The sequence below is a fragment of the Bombilactobacillus sp. ESL1094 genome (assembly GCF_058107425.1).
In genome coordinates this window covers 1,753,626-1,776,191 of sequence record NZ_JBYLUM010000001.1, presented here as the reverse complement: position 1 = coordinate 1,776,191, position 22,566 = coordinate 1,753,626, and the positions used below count along the sequence as shown (strand labels likewise).

Below are 22,566 nucleotides of genomic sequence, written 5' to 3'. Positions count from 1 at the left end.
CCGTTAAGTTACAGTTTAGCAACCTCTTTAATTTGCTCTACTGGAAAAATCAGACTAACTACCGTTCCTTGCTGATATTTGGACGCTATCGTTAACTGGTCGTGAAACTTTTGACTAATTTGTTGGGCCAAATATAACCCCATTCCTGTTGCATTAGGATTATTCCGGCCATTAACTCCAGTAAATCCGGCTTCAAATACGCGTGGCAAGTCACTAGCCACAATCCCAATACCCGAATCAATAACCCTTAAGCAATTGTGTTCCCAAACCAATTTAATTTCACTTCGATCGTCCGAATACTTCCAAGCATTAAAAATTACTTGTTCCAATATTACTTGCAGCCATTTAGTATCTGTCAAAACCTGAACCGCTGGAACTTGAATACGTGGAGAAATTTGGCGTTGAATAAACAGCGGCGCAAATTTTTGTAAAACAGTTTCTATAACTTGTGTCAAGGAGACCCAATTAAAACGTAAATCATGTGTTAAATTTAAAAAACGATCATAATCTAACATCGAATCTAATTGCTGCTGAATCAACTTGGTTTGCGTTCGAACCGCGATAGTATTCAGCTGCTCAATACTCTCACTCATTAATAACAGATCCGTAACTGGAACTTTGATTTCATGAGCCCAATGTATTAAATAATCTTGTTGATACTGAGCCCTTTGCTTTTGCACTTTTTGGTCAGACTTTACTTGCTGCTGCAAAGTTTGTAATTTGTGCAATAAAAGATAGTTTTCCCAATCACTAGCCGATAAATCTTGAAACAATGCTGGCTGGGAAAAATCTGTTTGCTGCAACTTTTGCCCCTTACGCCACTGATAATAAGTTTTCAAACCGCAATAGACCCCTACAAATAGTAAACTAAAGCGAATAAAATCACCCAAAATAATTATTGGTAAATGATACAAAACAAATAAAATACTTAGTAAAACTAACAAGCCACAATAGCTCAGTAAGCTTAGCAATGCCGGTTTAATCAAGAGCCACATTTCCTTTTTATTCATAAGCACATAACCGATAGCCACTACCAGGTTCAGTTACAATATATTGTTGCAGGTCAATTGGCTTCAGTTTACGGCGCAATCGGCTAAAATTAACTCGCAAAGCTTGCTCATCCAAAAACAGACCTCCCTGCCAAAAAGTCTCCAAAAAGTGTTGCGTAGAAATTACTTGATTAACATTTAAAAATAATAATTGTAAAATATCGCCTTCAGTCGGTGACAAATTAACACGTTGCTGATTAAAAACTACTTCATTTCCTAAAGTATAGAGGGTATAAGGTCCAAACTGTAATTGACCACTTTGAACTTGTTGATCATAAGTCTGTAATCGCCGTAACATTGCTTGAACTTTAGCAAGTAAAATGCTAATCGTAAAAGGCTTAATAACATAATCATCTCCACCTTCAGCTAATGCTCGCAACATACTGGTTTCTTGATCAATAGCTGACAAAAATAACAATGGTACTGTCGAAATTTGACGTAACTGTTGTGCCCAATAGAAACCATCAAAATATGGCAAATTAATATCCATAATAACCAAATCTGGCTTTAATTGTTTAAATTCTGCGATAATCTTTTGAAAATCTGAAACGCCAACTACTTTCAACGACCACTTAGCGAAGTTTTTTATTACGGTTTGCAATAAAGTATTGTCATCATCGATCATCATAATTGTTTGCATCTGGATTGCCTCTCCCCCAAGCTTAAGTATTAACGTGATAATTAGCTTTAATTTACCATAAATTGACTAAAATTAACTCTGAATTAACAAATATCTTTCTTAGAAATTTTTCCGAAAATTCATAATGTATTTAAACTGTCATAACAATTTTTAATTTCTAGTCATTTTTCCGTAAGATTTTCTTTAAATTTCACCAAAACAATGAGATCTTATATGATATAATTTTAATCGGCAACTCGCCCCGTAAGGGGGTGATACCGTGTTTCAGACATTTTTCGTAACTGTTGTTGCACCGATTATTGTTAGAGTAACAACACAAGTGCTTGTTGATTGGTTACACAGCAAGCATAAAAATAGCTGAGTTGCTAAGTAACTACACATAAAAAAGCCATTCCTATCTCCAGTAGGAATGGCTTTTGTGTTATACCATGTTAGACACTTTTCGTACTTACAAGGATAGTATATCATAATTGTGTTAATATTCAAATTAACCAAGCTGCCTCTTTATCATATAAGTATCTTTTATACTATCTACTAAAATTAGTTTTTTCGTTAAAAATTTGTGATAATCTGTTTCTAACCATTAAAATTTAACTTGAACTTTTTTAAAGCTGTAAATTCATCCAGCATAGCCCCCACAATTAAAACCAGCTTCCGAATCAAGCTCTAGATTTTTCTTTCGTGGTGGATAAATTTACAAAATATCGTCACTAAGTACCGAGTATTACTCACAGTAATAATTTAAAGAAGTCTACTTAACCATAAATATGCTAGTATTATTCCAGATCCCCAAAATATCATTCTAAGGAGTAATTATGGAAGTTCATAGCCTACGTTATTTCTTGGCAGTTGCTCAAGAACAAAATATTTCTCGAGCGGCCAAGTATTTACATATTTCACAGCTTGCTTTATCTCGCCAAATTAGTGAATTGGAAAAAGAATTGGGCGTGCAATTATTTGATCGCAGTTCCCACAACATTAAATTAACTAACGATGGTTACTATCTCAGAGAGCATGCTCAACAAATCATCGCTTTAGTCGATAAAACTACGTCAACTTTGCAAGCTAATCACTTACTCATCAGTGGTGAATTAGACATTGGGTGTGGCGAAAGTTTGGGAATGCGCCAAGTCATGCAAGTGATCGGACAGATTATGGATAAATATCCAGCCGTCAAAATTCACCTCCACAGTGGTGATGCAATGGAAGTAGAAAAACAATTAGCAACCGGTAATCTAGACTTTGGCGTCATTATGGGTGAATATAATTTTCATAATTATCAAACCTTACAACTACCTGAAAAAAATTACTGGGGCATTCTCATGGCCGCTAATTCACCCTTAACGCAAAAACCATTCGTGACCCCTGCTGATTTAATTTGCCAAAAATTAATCATCTCCGAACAAGTCCAACACAGCTCTCACTTACAAACTTGGTGGCAAAATGTGGCAGAACAAATTCAAATTGTTGGCACTTATAATCTAGCGTATAACGCTGCACTGCTAGCCCATAATCCACATTATTTAGTTTTAGCATTTGAAGATGTAGTCCAAAATTATCATGGTGGTTTAGTTTTTCGGCGACTACAGCCACAACTATCTGAAAACAATACTTTAATTTGGCAAAAGAATCGAATCATGTCGAACATTGCCAAACTATTTTTACAACAATTGCAAGCAAATCTTGCGCATAATAATTAATCAATTATCAGTTTAAAAACTAATTTTTGGTAATCGTCACTGTAAACGCATGTCTCTGATGTTTCCAAGCCGAAATAGCTCGCTGTGAATTTTGAAAATGGCCAAGCACATGAATTCCTTGAAAATACGCAACAGGGCCATAATACAGAACTAAACGTGGTTGCGGCGACCAATAACCTAAATCACCAACTTTAGGATTAGCTCCAACTGGCATCTGTTTAATAGACAATGGTTGTTTCAAGTCGGAAATTTTTTCTGCTTGGTTAAAATCACGAAACCGCAGCTTTAATGGCAGTCGCTTTTGTAAGCTTTTGGCAGCAGCACTCTGATTTAAGTATGCGCGATATTTGTGATGATGCATTTTGATAATTATTTGATTAGTAGTTTTGTCACTAGCTTGAATTGATTGTAACGGTGCTAAATAGCTCAATAAAATAATGATTAAAAAGCTGATAACTATCATGCCCCAGCCGCTTCTATTTTGTTTCATTAGAAAAAATCCTTACTTATTCATAGTTGAACGTCTATGAACATTAAACTGTTGTAAAACAATAATCAAAATTCCTCCTAATAAAAATAACTCAGTCCCTAATAAGGATCCTGAAACTCCTTTAGCCACAATGATCTGACCACAAATAGCTGAACCTAACGTCGTGCCCAGATTAGCGCCTGTAATAAACAAGCCATTGGCCAAATCAGGCGTTTGTTGCAAGGCAGTATTCATAATATACTGATTCAAATTAGCTTCCATTCCTGCCAATGTCCCCAGCAAAATAATCAAAATGATAATGACACTGATATTTTGATGATAAAAATACAGCAACAAATACGGCACTAACATTAATATTGGCAAGCCTACTAACACCTGTCGTGGCTTCACCGCCAATAATTTACCAGCAATTTCATTACCTAAAACATTAGTTAAACCATAGATTAGTAACAATACACTAATTAACCAACTGCTTAAAGAACTAGCTTGACTTAAAAAATCTGATAAATAACTATAAAAACCAAAAACACCACCATTTAAACAAATGATAATTACTAAACTAACTAGCGTCGGCAATTTAATTAGAGTCAACATTTGTTGTTTAAAATTAAGTTTTTGTGGCATAGCAACCGGCACTAAGTAAAAAGCGCTAGCACATAAAATGAGCAAATTAATTAAGCCAAAAGTTAACATCACCAATCGAAACGATCCATAACTCGCTAATAAATTAGCTAGTGGCACGCCTAACACCATGCCCGCAGAGACGCCCATAAAAACTTTTGCTACATATTGTGAAGCTTGCTGTTGATCACTGGCAATGACCGTGGCAGTGGACATGGCATATGACACGAATACTGGATGTAAAAAAGCTGGTAAAACGCGGACAATTAATAACCAGGTAAAGTTCGTAATAAATGCTGACGCAAAGCAGCTGATCACAAACAGGCTAATAGCTAATAACATCACTCTTTTTTTATTAAACCGCCCTAGCAACGCTGGTAAAAACGGCCCACTGAGCGCAATAATTAAAGCAAATAAACTTACTAATTGGCCCGCAGATGCAATGCTCACATGATACTGGTGAGCAATATTGGGTAAAATGCCCATAATCCCCATTTCTGTGTTAGTAATACTAAAAGTACCTAATGCTAATACCCAAATTAAAATATTTTTTTGTTTTTGACTAAGTGGCATAGTTTTTCTCCTCAGTTTTTAAAATCACCATCAATTTTAAAATGCTGCTGGTCACCTGTCTAATGCCAATAATGGATAACCAACTATCTAATTGCGTTATAATTGCAAAATTAATATGTATAACTCGAGCTGATACTAAACTATTTAAAATAACTATTGGTTATTTTTGATCGCCGTCGTTACAATTAACTAATACTATTAATTTTTAAAGGAGAGCAGACATGACTGTCAAAGATAAGGTTGTTATTATTCTTGGTGCCTCTTCAGGTATTGGGGCCGCTACCGCTCAACTATTAGCTGCTAGTGGCGCCAAATTAGTCTTAGGGGCCCGGCGTGAACAAAGATTAAAAGAGTTGATTCAGAATTTAGATGCCCCAAGTGAGGCTTATTATCAAGTAACTGATGTCACTCATCAACAACAAGTTCAAGCCACTATTGATTTAACCTTGGAAAAATTTGGTCACATTGATGTTTTATATAATAACGCAGGCATTATGCCCCAAGGTTATCTAGCTGATCAAGAATTTGCTACCTGGCAAAAGATGATCAATACCAATATTATGGGTGTTTTAAACGGAATTGGTAGCGTTTTACCAATTATGAAACAACAACACTCCGGCTTAATAATTAGTACCGATTCTGTGGCTGGACACGTGATTTATCCCGGATCGGCAGTTTACAATAGTACTAAATATGCTGTGCGTGCCATTATGGAAGGCTTACGCCAAGAAGAATACGCTAACGGAATTCGTTCGACGATCATTTCTCCAGGAGCAGTGTCCACAGAATTAATCAATACCGTAGGTAATGAGCAAATCAAAGCTAGTCTAACCCCCACATTTAATTCTGCTGCCAGCGATGGTTTATCCCTAAGTCCCCAAGATATTGCTCAAGCGGTTAAATATGTGATTGACCAACCCGAACACGTTACCATTAATGAAATGCTAATTCGTCCAACTAAGCAAAGTGTTTAATTAAAGACTATTACTTCCTAAAGAAAAAACTCTATAATAATTGTATTATAGGGGTTTTTGTTGTTTTAATTTAACAATTTAAATATAGAAGGAATAATGATGACTCAAACCACTTCCACCGATACTGATATGGGTGACTATCTGAAGACTTTCGCCTGTACAGCAGTCATGTTACAGTCAATTTTGGCACAAGTTTTACAAACTTACTGTACCAAACTGCAACAAGTTGGCATTGGTATCACCTACGATTTAATTAAATTCACTGCTCCGGCATTTATTTTTGGTATTATTTTCTCAACCGTCAAAAATACACCGTCTCAGATTGGGCACCAATATCCGACGTATTTAAAACAACAATGGCGTGCGTTATTCATCCCCAGTATTTGTTGGACTATGATTTATTTAGTAGTATTTCCCAATGAACAACAGGTTGAAAAATATCATCATTTCGCAACTTTTTTGTGGCAAATGATCAATGGCAATGCCGCACCGCATTTATGGTACAACACAATGATGCTGCAATTTATCATTTTAATGCCCGTCTTTTGGTGGTTACAAAAGTTTACTCAACAAAATAAGCAGCGCTCACTTTGGGTATTAGTTATTAGCAGTTTATTGTATGGTGGCTGGCTAGTTTTTTATCAGCTAACTGTTTTTCGTGGCCCACACCAACATGATTGGTACTTATTAGATCGCCTTTGCTTAAGTTTTTTTATCTATGCAGTGTTGGGCGTCTTAACTTGGAATTGGCAAAAACAGCTTGCTAAATTTTTACATAGATCATGGCCCTTATTAGTGCTACTGTTTCTTCTCATTTGGAGCTGGACTAATCGAGAATTATTAAGTTATGGCTATCCAATAGTTTTAACCAATGCGCCATATTATAAACTATCAATGACTCTCTATTGTATTGTTATCATCAGCCTAATTGCCACTTTGGCGCTTCATAATCTCCGGCACCAAGCCAAAGTTTTACCTGCAATCCACTTTTTAGCACAATATGCTTACCGCGCTTACCTAGCAAATGTTTGTTGGTCCCATATTATTTGGCAATTCCTAGGAAAATATTTGCGTTATCACATTAATTTAGCACTAGCCATTATGATTATCTATCTATTAACTTGGTGCTTATCATTCTTGTCAGCCATCCTTTTGCATTTGCTGTGGCACAAAACAGAAACTATTCGTTTTTTCTATAAGGTCACAATTTAATATTATATTGCACTAGTTAGTAAAAATTATTTAATTCAATAAAATCTTCGCACAAATTGCAGAATAAACTTACTTGTAGTACTTGGCGCTGAATATTATTAATTGAGTTTCGAATCGTCATACTACTAGTTGATTGAAATAAATTATGACTTAATTTATGTCCATAATTGTTCTTGTACTAAGTAATTTTCTAAATTGCGTAACTAATCACCATACCATTAGATAATAATTGATTAATATACTTGTTTGATATGACAAAACCAAAAGTCTGACCTCAGCATGACTTAATTTCTAGATAGTTCATTTAGAAATATATACTACTTTAGTAAGCTAAAAAATCAATATTCAATGTTTAGCAGTCATATTTACAAAGCTAAAAATAAGCTTATACTAATAATTGTAGTAATTAACTTATCGAATAATTAGTCCAATTGTGTGCTAGCGTTTTTTTAACTGATAGAATATTAATTAATTTATGAGGTTGTACAATGAGACATCGCCGAAAAATATTTTTGAATTTACTTTTGATAATTACTTTATCAGTATTAAGTGGTTTGGAGACAATTAATTCTAGTCAAGCAGATGATAGTATTTCAAGCTTTTTATCTCCAGTAATTCCTACTCCTTCTCAAGGATTTCTAACCAAGCCAAAAGATTTTTTAAAATTCCGTCCCAAAAAAGCGTTTACTATTTCTAATTGGTCTAATAAATCTGACTTATTACGTGGTGCCAATCCAATTGCTGGTACCGAAGTCGCTAGTGCTAATTCTAACCTTGACTTTACATTAAACACTAGTGGCGGTTTTGACTCAAATAACAATCCATATGTTTCTTTGAATTGGAAAGATATGTCTAATGCAACTAATGGTGGCTATAGTGGTGGTTATCAAGTCACACGAACTACTGATGATCCGAGTAATTCTTTTGTGAATTGGGAGCCAGTTGGTACTAACTATGGTAAAAAAATTAAAATTCTCAATGTTTACCCAACTGATGGTAATCATTTAAAAGATTGGATGAACATTATTCCAAACAGACAAACTGCAACGGTTTCAAATGGTCTAATTGCTGTTACACCAGTAGCAGAAACAGATTTTAATGCCAATCCCAATCATTATTTATTTAAAGATGCTAACGATCAATATAACTATGACGGCTTATTCTTTGGTTCAGCGGATGGCGGTAAAAATGTCGATTTAAGTGTCGCTAGTGCTAATGCTACTAGTGCTTTTGGAAATACAGGTCGTTCATTGATTTTTGGTCATGATACTTTAACTGGTAACTTATCTCATTATAATAGCTTTGCTGATAAATTAGGACTAAAAATTATGCCAATGAGCTATGATGCAGGAGCGAATGACGACCGCATTGGCTCAAAAACGGTCGAATTAATGTCAGATATGCGAACAGGATCTCTAGCTTCTTATCCTAATAAACTGTTGCAATACAACAGTACTAACAAATTTACAATCCAACCTTCTCATACCGGAGGGCAATTCTATCTTTATAGTGGTGGTGCACAAAGATGGATGGATTTTGCAATGGATCCAGGACAAAATTCGTTTCACTTTTTAGGAAGTAATGCCCAGCCTACTACTTCTGTTCACTATTTAGATAGTAATGGTAACCGCACGTCCAATCCTAACGGTGCTATCGGTGATGATAACTGGTATTTAATTACTAAAAACAATTATGCAATGACCCAAACTGGCCACACAACCGGCGCATGTTCCGTTGAAGAAGCTATGATTCTAGCTAATATGATGTATTATACTAGCACATTAAACACCACCACGCATGGCGAAGATCGAACCGTCAAAGACACTTCCGCTCCAGATGCACCAATAATTGATAATATCACACCCACAGTTAGCGATACAGTAACGGCTAACTGCAAAAGTACAGATAATGCTACCAATTACTATTACCGGGTCCAAGCTAAACGTGGTAGTAACAGTACTAATTCACAATGTATCAAACAACCTATTAAAAGTGACATTAAGGGTTATATTTATCAAATTGATAACAATGCTAATACGACTATTAATCCAAATAAGGATACTCAAGGTAATATCGATAGCTCTAATAACACCAATTTCATTAGTGTATCTGATCCAACATCTAAAGCTTCCATTAATAATATTAATCGTTTTTCTCATCAATATTTACATGTGGTTGCGATTGATAACGCTAATAACGTGTCTGCAACTAGTTCTAAGAAAATTTCGAGTTTAATTAATAAAAGTAACAGTTATTATATTTATCAGATCTGGGATGATGCTAATCATAACGGCTTAAAGGAAGCTACTGAAAAAATTATTCCACACCAAACGATTTCATTTTTTTATCGTAAACAAGATGGCACATATGAACCAATTTTAACAAAGATTAATTCTTGCGGAAACGAAAGCTACGGTAGTGGTTGGTTGCAGCTGAACTCTACAGTACAAGCAGGAATTGATATTGATACCGCAGCTTTCAAAGGACTAACGCCCACAGTAACTGGCGGTGACAGTTGTCTTCAAACCAGTCCACCAAAAACCATTAATGGCCAGCGCTATGTTCTTTCTGATCCTCTGAAGATTACCGATACTATTCCTAGAATCGAGATGGGGTTAACCAAACAACTAAAATTTCTAAGTTTAACTAATCTGCCAAAGATGGATTTTGGTGACAATAATAATGTTATTGGATATCAAAATACTAAGACTTTAACCAATAATAATTCTACTGATGTAGATAATGAGTTACAGATTGATGACCAACGAGGCAGTCAACCAATTCTTAATTATTCTGCCATTCCTTATGAAGTTACAGTTAAGTTATCACCATTTAAAAATAATAACACAATTGGTTTACAACAAGCCCAATTGTGTTTTCAAGAACGCAACAATCCACAATCAATCACTGTTAATCCAGATAATGCTGAGGTGTCACTTTATAATTCAGGAACTGCCATTTTAAATGGAATTAATACTCGTTACTATAATGATATTAATGGTCATTCACAAATTAAATTGACAGTACCACCTAAGAATCTCAATAACGACATTACCGCTGGTACTTATAGTGCCACATTAACCTATTCTATTAAAAATGCTCCATAAAAGAGTTATTTTAATTGCCTACAAAAAAGCACTGTCAATCGCTGCTGACTGTCATTTTTAATTGCTCTCACTTTTTAAATATGTGCACCAAAAACTACAGTGGTCACAATTATATTGTAATTGACACGCCACTTATGAATTATTATAAGCACAATTCTTAACCCAATTGTAGGTGGTATTTTTACCAACATATGAATATGATCTAGCATGACATGTACTTCGATAATTTTTATGGTTTGTACATCTTTTTAAGATTCGTCCAATATCTTGCCGTAATTCTTCATAGATTACTTTTCGATGATATTGCTTACAATTCTATCTCGTATGTGCTAAGCCATTAGAATTTTATTTCACGATCAGAAAAATTATTTTTAACACCCACAAACAAAGCTAATGGTATATTTTCACCTTATATAAAAATAACAACTTTCGTCGATAAGTTTTCGTTAACGGCAAAAGTTGTTAAAATTATAATCAATTAAAATTAATAAAGTCTAAAAAGTTAATTTAATGAATATACCAATGATGTCAGTGAATTATCATCTGTTGCTGTCGGAGCCTTTAACGCACCTCCACTAACAATCAAAAGCTGACTATCGTTAATAGGTGTCAAAGATCTAGAATATGCTAAAGGCATATTCAATTTGACAGTTTTCCACTGATCGGCTTGACCATTACTTTTATTAATATATAAGTCCGAGCTACCATCAGTATTGGCTACTATTGTTCCATCAGGCATAGTTGTGACATAAGGTGCACCACCGTAGGCCAGGCGCTGCCCTTCATCACTAGCATTCCAATTTAATCCATCATTAGAAATCTTATAATTAGTTCGCCATTCACCTGAATTAACTACTTCATAAGTCATTATATACTTCCCATTGGACATTTGAGCAACTGTAACCATTCCCGGTCTTGCAGTAGGTGACTTAAAAGCAACATCATCAACTTCATTTTGCCAATGTAAACCATCAACAGAAACCTGATGCGCTAGCTTTTGACTATGAGCAGGTTTATCACGTTCATCAGAATAATAACACACCAATTGATGATTAATTACCTTTAGAAATGGTTCCCAAACTGGTCCGTTACTCGTTGTATTAACGTCAGCAGTACCTCCAGTAGCTACTGTACTTAAATATTTCCAGCTACGTGCATGGTCAGTACTATAATACAAGTCAATCGAAGTTTTACTTAAATCATTAGGGATAGAATTTCCTACACAAAGAATCGCTCCTTTAGGAAGATTTCCTATTTGCTCTGGTAATTCATATAAAAAAGGTTGATAGCGGTTACCCCAAGGCTGACCATTGGTAAAATTATGCTGTTCCTTAACCTCACTAATTTTACTCCAAGTTTGACCCTTGTCTTGACTTTCAAAAATTAAAAAAGAAGGTGTTCCATTTACATAGTGCTCAGAAGTAGCATAAAGTCGACCATTATATTCAGCGTTACTGTATTTAGTAATTAATCCCCGTCCATAAAGAAAGCTAGGACTTTTAGTATCTGGAATTTGTTGTTTATTAGCAATGGTTTTTATAGACGTATTGCTAGAAGCGCGCACCGAAGTTATTGATGATGGGCTTATCCAAATTAAGCCTAAAGTTATAATAGAAAAGACCAATATCCAACTTAAGTTCTTTTTCTTTATACGCATTATTCCTACCTCCATTGATTAACAATTTAAAAACTTTTGATAAAAATAAAACAATCATCTATCACCTCACTTTAATTTTTAGAAGTACTAATATTTACATCTTCTCTTTTATCAACCGCATTTTTATCTACTTCTCCAGCTTGAATAGGATCTTCTTTCTTTAGGCAGAATGCAGCAAATAACGTAATGATAAACACAAAAATTCCCATCATTACATAGGTATGCTGATAACCAATGCTGTCATATAATTTTCCAGCTACTGAAGAAAACACAAATACCGAAATTTGTTTAGCAAAGTTCGAAGCTAAAGCATAAACTGTGGCATAAAGACGAATATCAAAAGCTCCAGCAATATATTTCATAATAGATGTTAATAATAGTGGCATTTCCAAACCGGCGATAAGTCTAAAGAAAACTACCCAACCCCATGAAGGAGCTAAGGCTGATCCTAATATACGAATACATGTCAAAAATCCATAACAAATTAAACCATTACGTGAGCCTATCTTATTAATAATCCAAGGCATTGGAAACATTAAAAAGAATTCAATCAACGTCTGACCAGAAGTCATATAACTGTACACTAAGGTTCCTTGAGAGGCAGTATGGAAAAAGGTTTTAAAAAAGATAATGAATTGCTGATCAAAAACATCAAAAATAGCCGATGCACCCATATAAAATATTGATAAAACCCAAAAATTCATATTTTTAAATACAGAACCAACTGTCTTTAAATCTAAAGAATTAGAAGTATCTCCTGCAGCTGAAGCATTAGCTAAATTAATTCGATCACTAAATAAAAGTAACAACACTAAAATAATAGCTGCTAAAGTACAAATCCAAAAAATTGAATTTGGCTTCCATAAAAACAATCGTCCAGCTATCAAAGAAGCAACAATTCCTGATAAAGAGCCACCCAATCTGGAGTGAGAATACTCAAATCCATTGGCTAAGCTAGCACGTTGAACATATTGTTCAATAACACTAACTCCACCATTTAGAATAAAGCTCAAAAAGGTACCTGTAACAATTGCTACTAAGAATGAATTAATATGCAATAATGGTAAAAATAGCCATTGAAAATAAGGTCCAATAAAAATTGCAACTATCGAAATAGTCAAAATCAAATTCTTTTTAAACAATAGCTTGTCTGAAATAACACCAAAAAATGGTTGAAAAATTAAAGAAATGCCAGCCATCATAGAAAAAACCAAGCCAGATTCTGTACCGTTTAAATGTCCTACTTGTTCCATCCATAAAGTTAAATAACCATTAATGGTGGCCCAAATAAAGAAATAACTAAAATGAGTAAACGGAAAACCCCAAAAATGTTTACTGTTAGAAGAATTATTTTTATTATCCATTTTTAATCTTGCCTTCTATTATTCATATTTTTTAGTAATTGTAAGGAACTGGCTTGCCAAAATTAGGAGTTCCATCGCTGTTCCAATCAAATGCTTGAATTTTGGTATGACGATTGGGATCATATAAAGGATCTCCCTTGATTTCGGTATAATCTCGGCAATGATAAACCAATATATTAGTTTTATTATCCTCAGAAATAGTAAAACTATTATGACCCGGGCCGTACTGATGCTGTCCTAAATCACTTTGAAATACCGGATGATTACTTTTTACCCAATTGTCTGCTACCAGTAGATCTTTTTGATCAATAATGGTTAACATCCCCATACAATAATTCTCATCTGTAGCACTAGCAGAATAAGTTAAAAAGATTTTTCCATCATGCTTTAAAACTGCTGGACCTTCATTGACCCAAAATCCTTTAGTTTCCCAGTCGTATTCAGGAACTGATAAAAGAACGGGGCTAGTTTTTAATGTCCAAGGATTTTCCATTTTTGCAATATACAAATTAGAATTCCCTTTGATTGTTGGATCCTTCTGAGCCCAAACATAGTACAAATCACCATTATGTTCAAAGCAAGTCGCATCTAAAGAAAAGCTATCTATTCCCGTTTCAATTTGACCATGCTCAAACCAATTATTTTCTTGCATAGGATCTTCAGCATCACATTCTATACAAAACATACGGTGCTGAAACATGCCGTTATTATCTAAAGCTTTAGTTTCGGCAGCCGCAAAATAAATAAACCATTTATGATCTATATAATGAATTTCAGGTGCCCAAATTAGCTGACTCATCGGGCCAGAATCATGTTTACGCCAAACAGTTCTTGGTGCCGCGTGGGCTAAACCATTTAAAGTCTTAGATCTTCTAATTTCAATTAGATCATATGACGGTACAGATGCAGTAAAGTAATAATAATTATCTGTGTGTTTATAAATATAAGGATCTGCTCTTTGAATAATTAACGGATTGATATAATTCGACATTTCTATAATCTCCTAATACTTAATAAGTTTTAAATCAAAACTGCCTTAATACCATAAAGGGTAGCCAAATCTTCAACTTGTTGTGCCGTGGCGGAAAAACTAAAGACCGTATGGTGTCCACCACCATTTTGAATCCATTGTGTAGCACCATTCTTTAATCCCGCTTTGGGTGTCCACATTTGCTTAGCAACTGGTAAATGTGGTGTTTCTTTTTCTGGTTTTTGACCAGTAACCGGATAACCAATCAACTTAAAGCCATCGCGAAAATCAGCTAAAGTAATATCAATTGCATCACCCTGTGAACCGGTGAAGACCAAACGAGCAGGATCATCTTTGCCACCAATATCCAATGGATGAACTTCCACCCGCACTTGATCGGAAGCAATTGAAGGATCAACTTCAAGCATATGTGAACCCAGAATTGCTTCGTGACCTGGGCGCAAATCCAAAGTGTAGTCTTCCATAAAAGCCGTCTTTTGGTTATGTGTCATAATCTTAAAGACTCGAAGCAAGGCAGCTGTCTTCCAATCACCTTCACCAGCAAAACCATAACCATCTCGCATTAACAATTGGGCTGATAATCCTGGTAACTCTTCTAATCCCCATAAATCTTCAAAGTTTGAAGTAAAGGCACTGTAACCACCTTGTTCTAAGAACTTCTTTAGAGCCAAATATTGCTTTAATTGATAACGAACAGCATGCTCATAAGTCTTTTGATCATTAGCGCCGACTACTAATTGATAATCCTTTTGCAATTGTTGATATTGTTGTTCAACATCATCATCGCTAACTTCCTTCATCGAAGCTACTAAATCACCAACGCCATAATAATCAACCGTCCAACCTAATTGAATTTGCGCCTGAATTTTATCACCTTCAGTTACCGCAACATTACGCATATTGTCACCAAAACGCGCTACCTTTAAGTTGAAGGATTCATCATATGCTACAGCCACATCTTGCCAATCAGCAATTTCTTGTTGAACTTTCTCATCCGTCCAATGTCCGTAAACAACTTTATTATGCTTTTGTAAACGTGCATTAATATAACCATATTCCCGATCGCCGTGGGCACTTTGATTCAAATTCATATAGTCAAAGTCAATGTCATCATACGGAATATAATTTAAATATTGAGTAGCAAAGTGCAATAGTGGTTTTTGTAATAACTTTGTACCCCGAATCCAATTCTTAGCTGGTGAGAAAGTATGCATCCAAGTAATCACACCAGCAACTCGGTCTTCATAATTAGCTTTTTTCATAAACTGTGTAATTTCATCAGCTGTGGTTAAAACTTCTTTGAAGACAATCGTATAAGGAAGTTTACCGCTTTCATTTAAAGCCTGCACAATTTTTTTAGCATCCACAGCCACACTCTTCAAAGTTTCTTCACCATATAAATGCTGACTGCCGGCTGCAAACCAAAATTCATATTTAGGTAATTCTAACATCTTCATCCACTCCTAATTAATTTTCCCGTACAGCATGATCATGAGAATGTTGACTATTTTGACCATAATAAGCATCTTGACCATGTTTACGATAATAGTGTTTATCTAACAAATACTGTGGCACATGACTGTCATTGCGTGTCAATTGCAATGTGTGATAATCTTCTTCGGCAACCACCTCCAAAACTTTGGCATTATAAACAGCTTGCTTAGCGTCAGCTCCCCAACTAAAAGGACCATGCTGACTGACTAACGCCGCAGGAATTGCTTGATAATCCAGCTTACGCTGTTTAAAGGTTTCAACAATTGCTTTTCCAGTATTACCTTCGTAATCTTCTGTAATTTCTTGTTTAGTCAGGGCTTTAGCTGCAGGTACATCACCATAAAAAGTATCGGCATGCGTGGTATTCAACGCAGGAATATCCATTTTTGCGGCTGCAAATGCCACTGCCCATGGTGAATGTGTATGAACAATGCCACCAATTTTGGGAAAAGCATTATACAAAACTGTATGTGTCGGTGTATCACTAGAAGGATTCATCTTGCCTTCCACTACTTCGCCTTTTAAATTAACAACCACTAAATCCTGCGGTGTTAAATCTTCATAGGCAACACCAGAAGGCTTAATGACAAATAAGCCTTGCTGGCGATCAATTCCTGAAACATTTCCCCAAGTAAAAGTTACTAAATCTAACTTGGGTAATTGCATATTGGCTTCATAAACTTCTTGCTTTAATTGTTCTAACATGTTCTACTCCTTTAAATTTTTGCCTGCTAAGCGTTCGACATCCAAACCGGCTTGATAATTATTTAAAAACTTTTGATAACCTTGAACTCCCAGCGGTTCAGGACTTAGAGTCATACTTTCTGGTTTAGCAAATACTTGTTGATCCAAAAAATCAGCTAGCGTTAATTGCTTGGGATTATCTGCTACATAACTAGCTAAGATTGCCATTCCCCATGGTCCACCAGCTTGTGCCGTTTGCATCGTGGTAATTGGCAGATTTAGAGCATTAGCTAACACTTGCTGAGCAATAATTGGGGTCTTAAACAAACCACCTTGAGCAATCATCACATCTAACGAAATATGTTCTTCTTGTGTTAAAATATCCATTCCTATCTTTAATGGGGCAAAAGCTGCGTATAACTGCGCCAAAATAAAATTAGCCAAGTTCAATTTAGCTGCCGGCGTCCGGACAAATAATGGGCGACCCGCAATGGTTTGTGTAATATTTTCGCCTGAAAGATAACTATAATTGACTAAACCGCCAGCATCAGCTTGCGCATGGGTGGTCATTAATAATAAACGTTCATATAATTGATCATTCGTTAAATTGACGCCTAATTGTTGCGCAAATTCGCCAAACAACGAAAGCCACGCATTAATATCAGACGAACAATTATTAATGTGCACCATTGCTACAGCTGCACCACTAGGAGTAGTAACGACATCAATGTCACGATGAACTTGCTTTAACGGCTGGTCTAACACCACCATGGAAAAAGCCGAAGTTCCTACCGAAATATTACCTGTATGTTGGCGTACACTATTGGTTGCTACCATGCCTGTTCCTGCATCACCTTCAGGAGGTGCCATCAAACTACCATCTTGTAGCTTACCACTAGGATCTAAAAACTTGGCACCTTGCTTACTTAAAGTGCCCGCTTGTTGGCCCGCAGTCAAAACTTGTGGCAAAATATCGTCCAAATGCCACTGATATTGTTGCTTTAAAGGTAATTGTTCAAACAAAGTTAAATAATGTTTGTCATATTGAAGGTTTGTACTATCAATAGGAAACATGCCTGACGCATCGCCAACTCCTAAAACTTTTTGACCAGACAATTGCCAATGAACATAGCCAGCAAGTGTTGTCACAAACGCGATTTGGGCCACATGCGGTTCTTGATTTAACATTGCTTGATACAAATGAGCAATACTATAACGCTGTGGAATATTAAAATTGAACAATTCGGTTAATTCATCAGCCGCTTGTTGGGTAGAATTGTTCCGCCAAGTGCGAAATGGTACCAGTAATTGACCGGATTGATCAAAAGCCAAGTAGCCATGCATCATGGCACTAACACCAATGGCCTTAATCTTAGTCAAATGAATATGATATTGACTTTGAACCTGTGCTGCCAATTGAGCATAACTAGTCTGAATACCAGTTTTAACTTCTGCCAAAGAATAGGTCCAAAGATTATCAATTAATTGATTCTCCCAATCAAAACTACCTGAAGCAATCGTTTGAAACTGTTGATCAATTAGCACCGCTTTAATCCGTGTTGAGCCCAACTCAATTCCTAAGCTCACTTCACCTGTTTTTATAGCTTGCACAGTCTCCACTAACTTCATTCCTATGAATTCTCCTAAAATATTTATTTAAAACAGTAAATAAACGTTTTCAAAAAACAATTACATTGTAGAATATTCATCCCGATAAATCAATAGTATTTAAATTTATCCGTACCATTTTTTAATTTTAATGTTTTTTTAGCAAAGTTAAATATAGTAAAGGCTTAAAAATCAAAGCTTGATTTATCCGGAATAATATACTAACGTTTAGATAGCGCTTACCGTAACGCTGTCAATAGCCAAAAACAAAAGCAAAATAAACAGTAAAGCCCGAAGACCTTACTGTTTATCAGGTGCTATTGTTGTAACAGATTGCCGCTTGATTAAGCGTGGATGGTATTGAACAGATTGGACAGTTTTCTTTTGTAGTAACTGTAATAGCATTTTACCAGCATCTTCACCCATTTGTTCTTTTTCATGCTTGACAGTTGTTAAAGCCGGATTTAAGTATTCTGACATTTGATAATCATCAAAACCCACAACTGAGTAATCTTGTGGAACTCGTAGATGTTTGGTTCGCAGATAATCAATTAGCTGAATTGCTAATTCATCATTGTAACAAGCAATAGCGGTCGGTGCATGTGCTAATGCTAAATTACTATCAATGCGTTGCAAAATTTTAGTAATCTCATCTTGTGACTGATACATAATGAGATTACTTTGATAAGCAAACTGGGGGTGCTTTTGGTAAGCACGAATAAAACCTTGCATCCGTTCGACACCTTGTTGATCATCAACTTTAAATACCCCTAAAATACTACGATGTCCTAACGACAACAAATACTCTACCAATTGCTCTTCTGCGGCACTATCCGCCATAGTTAAACTGGGAAATGTCATTTCTGGATAAGTAGCATTAATAAATAATGTTGGAATATGTTGAGCTTGGATTTTTTCATATAAATCCAAATTGGCATTCGGCAAAGCACTTTGCGTTGGCTCAATAATTAGTCCTGCAACCTGTGCATCCAGCAATTTGATTAAACTTTGCCGTTCTTTGGTATAAGTATTGTGAGTATTGCCAATTAGTAGAGAATAGCCGGCTTGTGATAGAATCCGATCAATTCCAGAAATAATTCTGGGAAAAATATAATCTGCAATATGGGTGGTAATCACGCCAATCAATTTACTATCAGCACTAGTTCGCCAATTCTTTTGCCAATCTTGAACAAAGGTGCCACCACCTTGAACTTTATAAACTAAATGCTGTTGTTGTAACTCGGTCATTGCTCGGCGGATAGTGTAACGTGAAACTCGAAAAGTTTGCATCAATTGCGTTTCTGTTGGCAATTTTTCATCAACCGCATATTGACCGGTTAAAATAGCAGCTTTTAATTGATCATGCACCTGCTGGTACTTATTAGTCATTATTACCACCTCTTTTTTAATCTTCATTTTTGACAATCATAGCAAATTTTGGATTGCACTAATTAATCCGTTTTATTTTAAAATAACTAGTTGTAAATCTCAATTAAATTTTTCAGGAGGTTTCCCATGTCACAAAAGCAAACAAGTTTTCAAACGACACAAACTTTATTTGATTACTATCAAGATCAACCCGTTACTAAATTTTCATTAACTAATCAAAACGGCGTCCGTTTATCAGTTTTAGACTTTGGTGCTTTAGTTTATGAAATTACTTTACCAAACGGACAAAATCTCATTTTAAATTATTCACACACTAAAGATTACTTAGCCAATCCCTTTTATCTGGGAATGGCCATTGGACGAACAGCAGGGCGCATCAAAGATGGTCTTTTACATTTAGCAGGCCAAACGGTGAAATTACCCACTAATGAAAAGACAACCACCTTACATGGCGGTCCCCACGGTTTCAATTCTCAGTTTTGGCACGGACAAATTCAAACTAATGCTTCCGAACCCCAAATTGTTCTGCAGCATCACCAACTAAGCCAAACTGATGGTTTCCCGGGTAATTTACAAGTTCAAATTACTTACAGCTTAACCAACACCAATCGAATTAACATTAGCTTTCAAGCCCACAGTGACCAACTGAGTGTGTTCAATCCGACCATGCACCTTTATTTCAACTTAGGAACCACTAATTCCATTTTAGACCATACACTGCAAATCAATAGTCAGCATGTCCTGCAATTAGATTCCCAGAAAATTCCTACTGGTCGTCTCCAACCGACCGCTCAGACTCCCTTTGACTTTCAAACACCACACTTACTCAAAACAGCCATTGCGCAATTACAAACGACTGCTGAAAAAGGCTTCGACGATCTTTTTATTGTGCAACCAGACGCTGAACAAAAAATTGCCGAATTAACAGCCCCCAATAATCAATGTCAGATTCAATTATTTTCCCAAAGAAACGGTTTAGTTGTCTTTAGTGCCAACAGCTTTACCAAAGAGCACATGAATTTAACTCGCACCCATGGTGTCGGCATTCCCTATTTAGGATTAGCACTGGAACCCGAAACCCTGCCTAGCAGCCAAAACGAGCACGTCGAAGATGCAATATTAATTCAACCCAATGAAACAAAAAATTACCAAATCGGTTATCAATTAATCTTTTAATTTTTAATTGAGTATAAACTACTAAACTACCAGTTACATTAAATTGTAACGGTAGTTTTTTTTAGTCAAGAGGACGTGACCAAAAAATTTTTGTCAATTTAAGCGAAAATGTTCTGCTTGCGGTGCACCAAAAGTTGCTTAGAAATTAAATACTCACCATTTTTTTCAAGACTTAATCTGAAGTAAGAGCGTGTCTAATTTGAAATTGTGCAAGATCAGCACATTCTGATTGTAATTGAGCACTTACTCGTTGATAAATTGGAAAGAGCTCTTGATAAACAGCAACATGATCCTTAATTGGCCTATAAGTTTTCATGGGACCAACAAACTGGGTTACCGCTGAAAAATCAGGCACCCATCCTAATGACTTCATTGCCATAACAGCGGCTCCTAAGCATGAAGATTCAAAAGCCAACGGTACAGCAACTGGTTGATCAAAGACGTCCGCCACAATTTGACAACCTAAGTTAGACTGAACAAAGCCCCCTGTGAGAATGATTTGTTGCGAAGTAACACCGACTTCACTCACTGCCTGATAAACACTATACAAATTATAAACAATGCCTTCTAAAACTGCTCGAATCATATCAGATCGCGTATGCAAAGCATTTAATCCGACAAAAGAACCTCGTGCTTGCGCGTTCCAAAGCGGAGCTCGTTCACCATTTAAAAAAGGCAGAAATAATAAACCGTTCGCTCCCACTGGTACTGTAGCAGCAATCTGCATCAATAAAGCATAGGAATCCAACTTTTCGTCAGCCTTCATATCCAATAAGTTATCCCGGGCCCACTGCCAGATATTGCCACCGTTATTTACCGGACCGCCAACTACATAATGGCTCGCATCCAATAAATAACAAAATAATCGTTGCTGAGAATCAATGACGGGGTGGTTGGTTAATATGCGAACCGCTCCTGAAGTCCCAATAGTCATGGCGACACTGTGTTCATCTAAGGCGCCCACTCCCAAATTAGATAACGCCCCATCAAAAGCCCCTTGCACAAAGATTACATCAGCTGGACAGCCAATAATTTGCGCATATTGTTGCTTTAAACCGGCAAACTGCGTTTCTGCAGCAACGATTGGTGGCAACTGATTTTGCCTAATCCCCGCTAAGTGTAATGCTGTTTGGTCCCATTGTTGTTGTTGAATGTTAAATAAACCAGTACAACTCGCAACAGAAAGATCCATTTGCCAAACGCCACACAAACGATACAAAACATATTCTTTAATGCCGCAATAATAGCGGGCCTGCTGAAAGATTTGCGGTTGTTCTTCTTTCAACCACAAAAGTTTACATAATAAAGACATCGAATGCAGCGGCGTTCCCGTTCGTTCATAAATTTTAGTACCCTGTAAAGACGTTTTGAGTTGTTGGGCATATTTACTAGCGCGCGTGTCATTCCAGGTCATAATTCGCGTTAATGGTTGATGATATTGATCTAAAGCTATAAGACTCTGATTAGCACTTGAGAAAGCGATCGCTTGAATGTCTTGCTTATTGTTCACTGCTGCAAAAATAGTCTGTAGAACTGTCACTACTGCCTGAAAGATAATTTCAGGATCTTCTTCGGCTAAACCATTAGCTTCACGATATAAAGGATAGCCCTGATGAGCTTGACTAACTATCAGTCCTGTCCTGTCATATAAAACTCCTTTAGTACTTGTAGTTCCAATATCTAACCCCACGACATAATCCATGATGATTGCTCCTTTATTTAACAATACTCCTATTTTAGTTTGACACTCCGTCTTTCAAATGCAATGACAGCAACGATTGCATTTCCTATATGCAAAGTTTAAGATACTAACCAGTAATCGTAGTAAATTATCGTT

At 36.0% G+C, this 22,566-nt stretch carries 18 protein-coding genes; 5 read left to right on the top strand and 13 right to left on the bottom strand.

Annotated features, from left to right (window positions below):
* Positions 1-8 precede the first annotated feature (8 nt).
* Positions 9-1,010 carry a sensor histidine kinase gene (locus AC3B5S_RS08435; RefSeq protein WP_489790365.1) on the bottom strand — a complete coding sequence of 334 codons (1,002 nt, stop codon included), beginning with the start codon at positions 1,008-1,010 and terminating at the stop codon, positions 9-11.
* Entirely contained in the window at positions 1,003-1,689 is a 687-nt protein-coding gene (locus AC3B5S_RS08430) for a response regulator transcription factor (RefSeq protein WP_489758013.1), read from the bottom strand. Before AC3B5S_RS08430 ends, AC3B5S_RS08435 begins: the two co-directional genes overlap by 8 nt.
* Positions 1,690-2,504: 815 nt before the next feature.
* On the opposite strand from AC3B5S_RS08430, the gene AC3B5S_RS08425 reads away from it, so the two are divergent.
* Positions 2,505-3,389 (top strand): LysR family transcriptional regulator, encoded by an 885-nt coding sequence (locus AC3B5S_RS08425; RefSeq protein WP_489790364.1) that lies wholly within the window; start codon positions 2,505-2,507, stop codon positions 3,387-3,389.
* A gap of 19 nt (positions 3,390-3,408) precedes the next feature.
* On the opposite strand, the gene AC3B5S_RS08420 is transcribed toward AC3B5S_RS08425, so the two are convergent.
* Positions 3,409-3,879, bottom strand: a complete 471-nt coding sequence (locus tag AC3B5S_RS08420; protein WP_489790363.1) for a cyclophilin-like fold protein — start codon at positions 3,877-3,879, stop codon at positions 3,409-3,411.
* Positions 3,880-3,891: 12 nt separating this feature from the next.
* A complete protein-coding gene (locus AC3B5S_RS08415; RefSeq protein WP_489769806.1) occupies positions 3,892-5,073 on the bottom strand; it encodes an MFS transporter in 1,182 nt (393 codons plus the stop codon).
* Between the two features lie 221 nt (positions 5,074-5,294).
* Between AC3B5S_RS08415 and AC3B5S_RS08410 the strand changes: the two genes are divergently transcribed.
* The 3 genes from AC3B5S_RS08410 (at position 5,295) to AC3B5S_RS08400 (ending at position 10,366) form a co-directional block, all read left to right on the top strand.
* The gene (locus AC3B5S_RS08410; protein WP_489758009.1) at positions 5,295-6,047 is read left to right on the top strand and encodes an SDR family oxidoreductase; all 753 of its coding nucleotides are present in this window, start codon (positions 5,295-5,297) and stop codon (positions 6,045-6,047) included.
* Between the two features lie 99 nt (positions 6,048-6,146).
* Entirely contained in the window at positions 6,147-7,259 is a 1,113-nt protein-coding gene (locus AC3B5S_RS08405) for an acyltransferase family protein (protein ID WP_489790362.1), read from the top strand.
* Positions 7,260-7,747: 488 nt separating this feature from the next.
* On the top strand, positions 7,748-10,366 hold the full coding sequence (locus AC3B5S_RS08400) for a WxL domain-containing protein (protein WP_489758007.1): 2,619 nt from the start codon (positions 7,748-7,750) through the stop codon (positions 10,364-10,366).
* A gap of 74 nt (positions 10,367-10,440) precedes the next feature.
* Here AC3B5S_RS08400 and AC3B5S_RS08395 read toward each other — a convergent pair whose 3' ends face one another.
* From AC3B5S_RS08395 to AC3B5S_RS08360, 8 genes are all read right to left on the bottom strand, one after another.
* Complete coding sequence (locus AC3B5S_RS08395; RefSeq protein WP_489790361.1) at positions 10,441-10,575, bottom strand: hypothetical protein; 135 nt, start codon at positions 10,573-10,575, stop codon at positions 10,441-10,443.
* Between the two features lie 293 nt (positions 10,576-10,868).
* A complete protein-coding gene (locus AC3B5S_RS08390; protein WP_489790360.1) occupies positions 10,869-12,023 on the bottom strand; it encodes a sialidase family protein in 1,155 nt (384 codons plus the stop codon).
* 71 nt (positions 12,024-12,094) lie between these two features.
* The gene (locus AC3B5S_RS08385; protein WP_489775365.1) at positions 12,095-13,387 is read right to left on the bottom strand and encodes an oligosaccharide MFS transporter; all 1,293 of its coding nucleotides are present in this window, start codon (positions 13,385-13,387) and stop codon (positions 12,095-12,097) included.
* A gap of 31 nt (positions 13,388-13,418) precedes the next feature.
* Positions 13,419-14,378, bottom strand: coding sequence for a glycoside hydrolase family 43 protein (locus AC3B5S_RS08380; protein ID WP_489790359.1), 960 nt, complete (start codon positions 14,376-14,378; stop codon positions 13,419-13,421).
* 29 nt (positions 14,379-14,407) lie between these two features.
* The gene (araA, locus tag AC3B5S_RS08375) at positions 14,408-15,829 is read right to left on the bottom strand and encodes an L-arabinose isomerase (RefSeq protein WP_489775367.1); all 1,422 of its coding nucleotides are present in this window, start codon (positions 15,827-15,829) and stop codon (positions 14,408-14,410) included.
* A gap of 16 nt (positions 15,830-15,845) precedes the next feature.
* A complete protein-coding gene (locus AC3B5S_RS08370) occupies positions 15,846-16,577 on the bottom strand; it encodes an L-ribulose-5-phosphate 4-epimerase (protein ID WP_489758004.1) in 732 nt (243 codons plus the stop codon).
* A 3-nt stretch (positions 16,578-16,580) separates the two neighbouring features.
* Positions 16,581-18,185 (bottom strand): xylulokinase, encoded by a 1,605-nt coding sequence (locus AC3B5S_RS08365; protein WP_489790358.1) that lies wholly within the window; start codon positions 18,183-18,185, stop codon positions 16,581-16,583.
* Positions 18,186-18,464: 279 nt separating this feature from the next.
* A complete protein-coding gene (locus AC3B5S_RS08360; protein ID WP_489758002.1) occupies positions 18,465-19,553 on the bottom strand; it encodes a GntR family transcriptional regulator in 1,089 nt (362 codons plus the stop codon).
* A gap of 126 nt (positions 19,554-19,679) precedes the next feature.
* Between AC3B5S_RS08360 and AC3B5S_RS08355 the strand changes: the two genes are divergently transcribed.
* Complete coding sequence (locus AC3B5S_RS08355; protein WP_489790357.1) at positions 19,680-20,729, top strand: aldose epimerase family protein; 1,050 nt, start codon at positions 19,680-19,682, stop codon at positions 20,727-20,729.
* 172 nt (positions 20,730-20,901) lie between these two features.
* Here the strand turns inward: AC3B5S_RS08355 and AC3B5S_RS08350 are convergent, their stop codons facing one another.
* A complete protein-coding gene (locus tag AC3B5S_RS08350) occupies positions 20,902-22,431 on the bottom strand; it encodes a gluconokinase (protein ID WP_489790356.1) in 1,530 nt (509 codons plus the stop codon).
* Between the last annotated feature and the right edge of the window lie 135 nt (positions 22,432-22,566).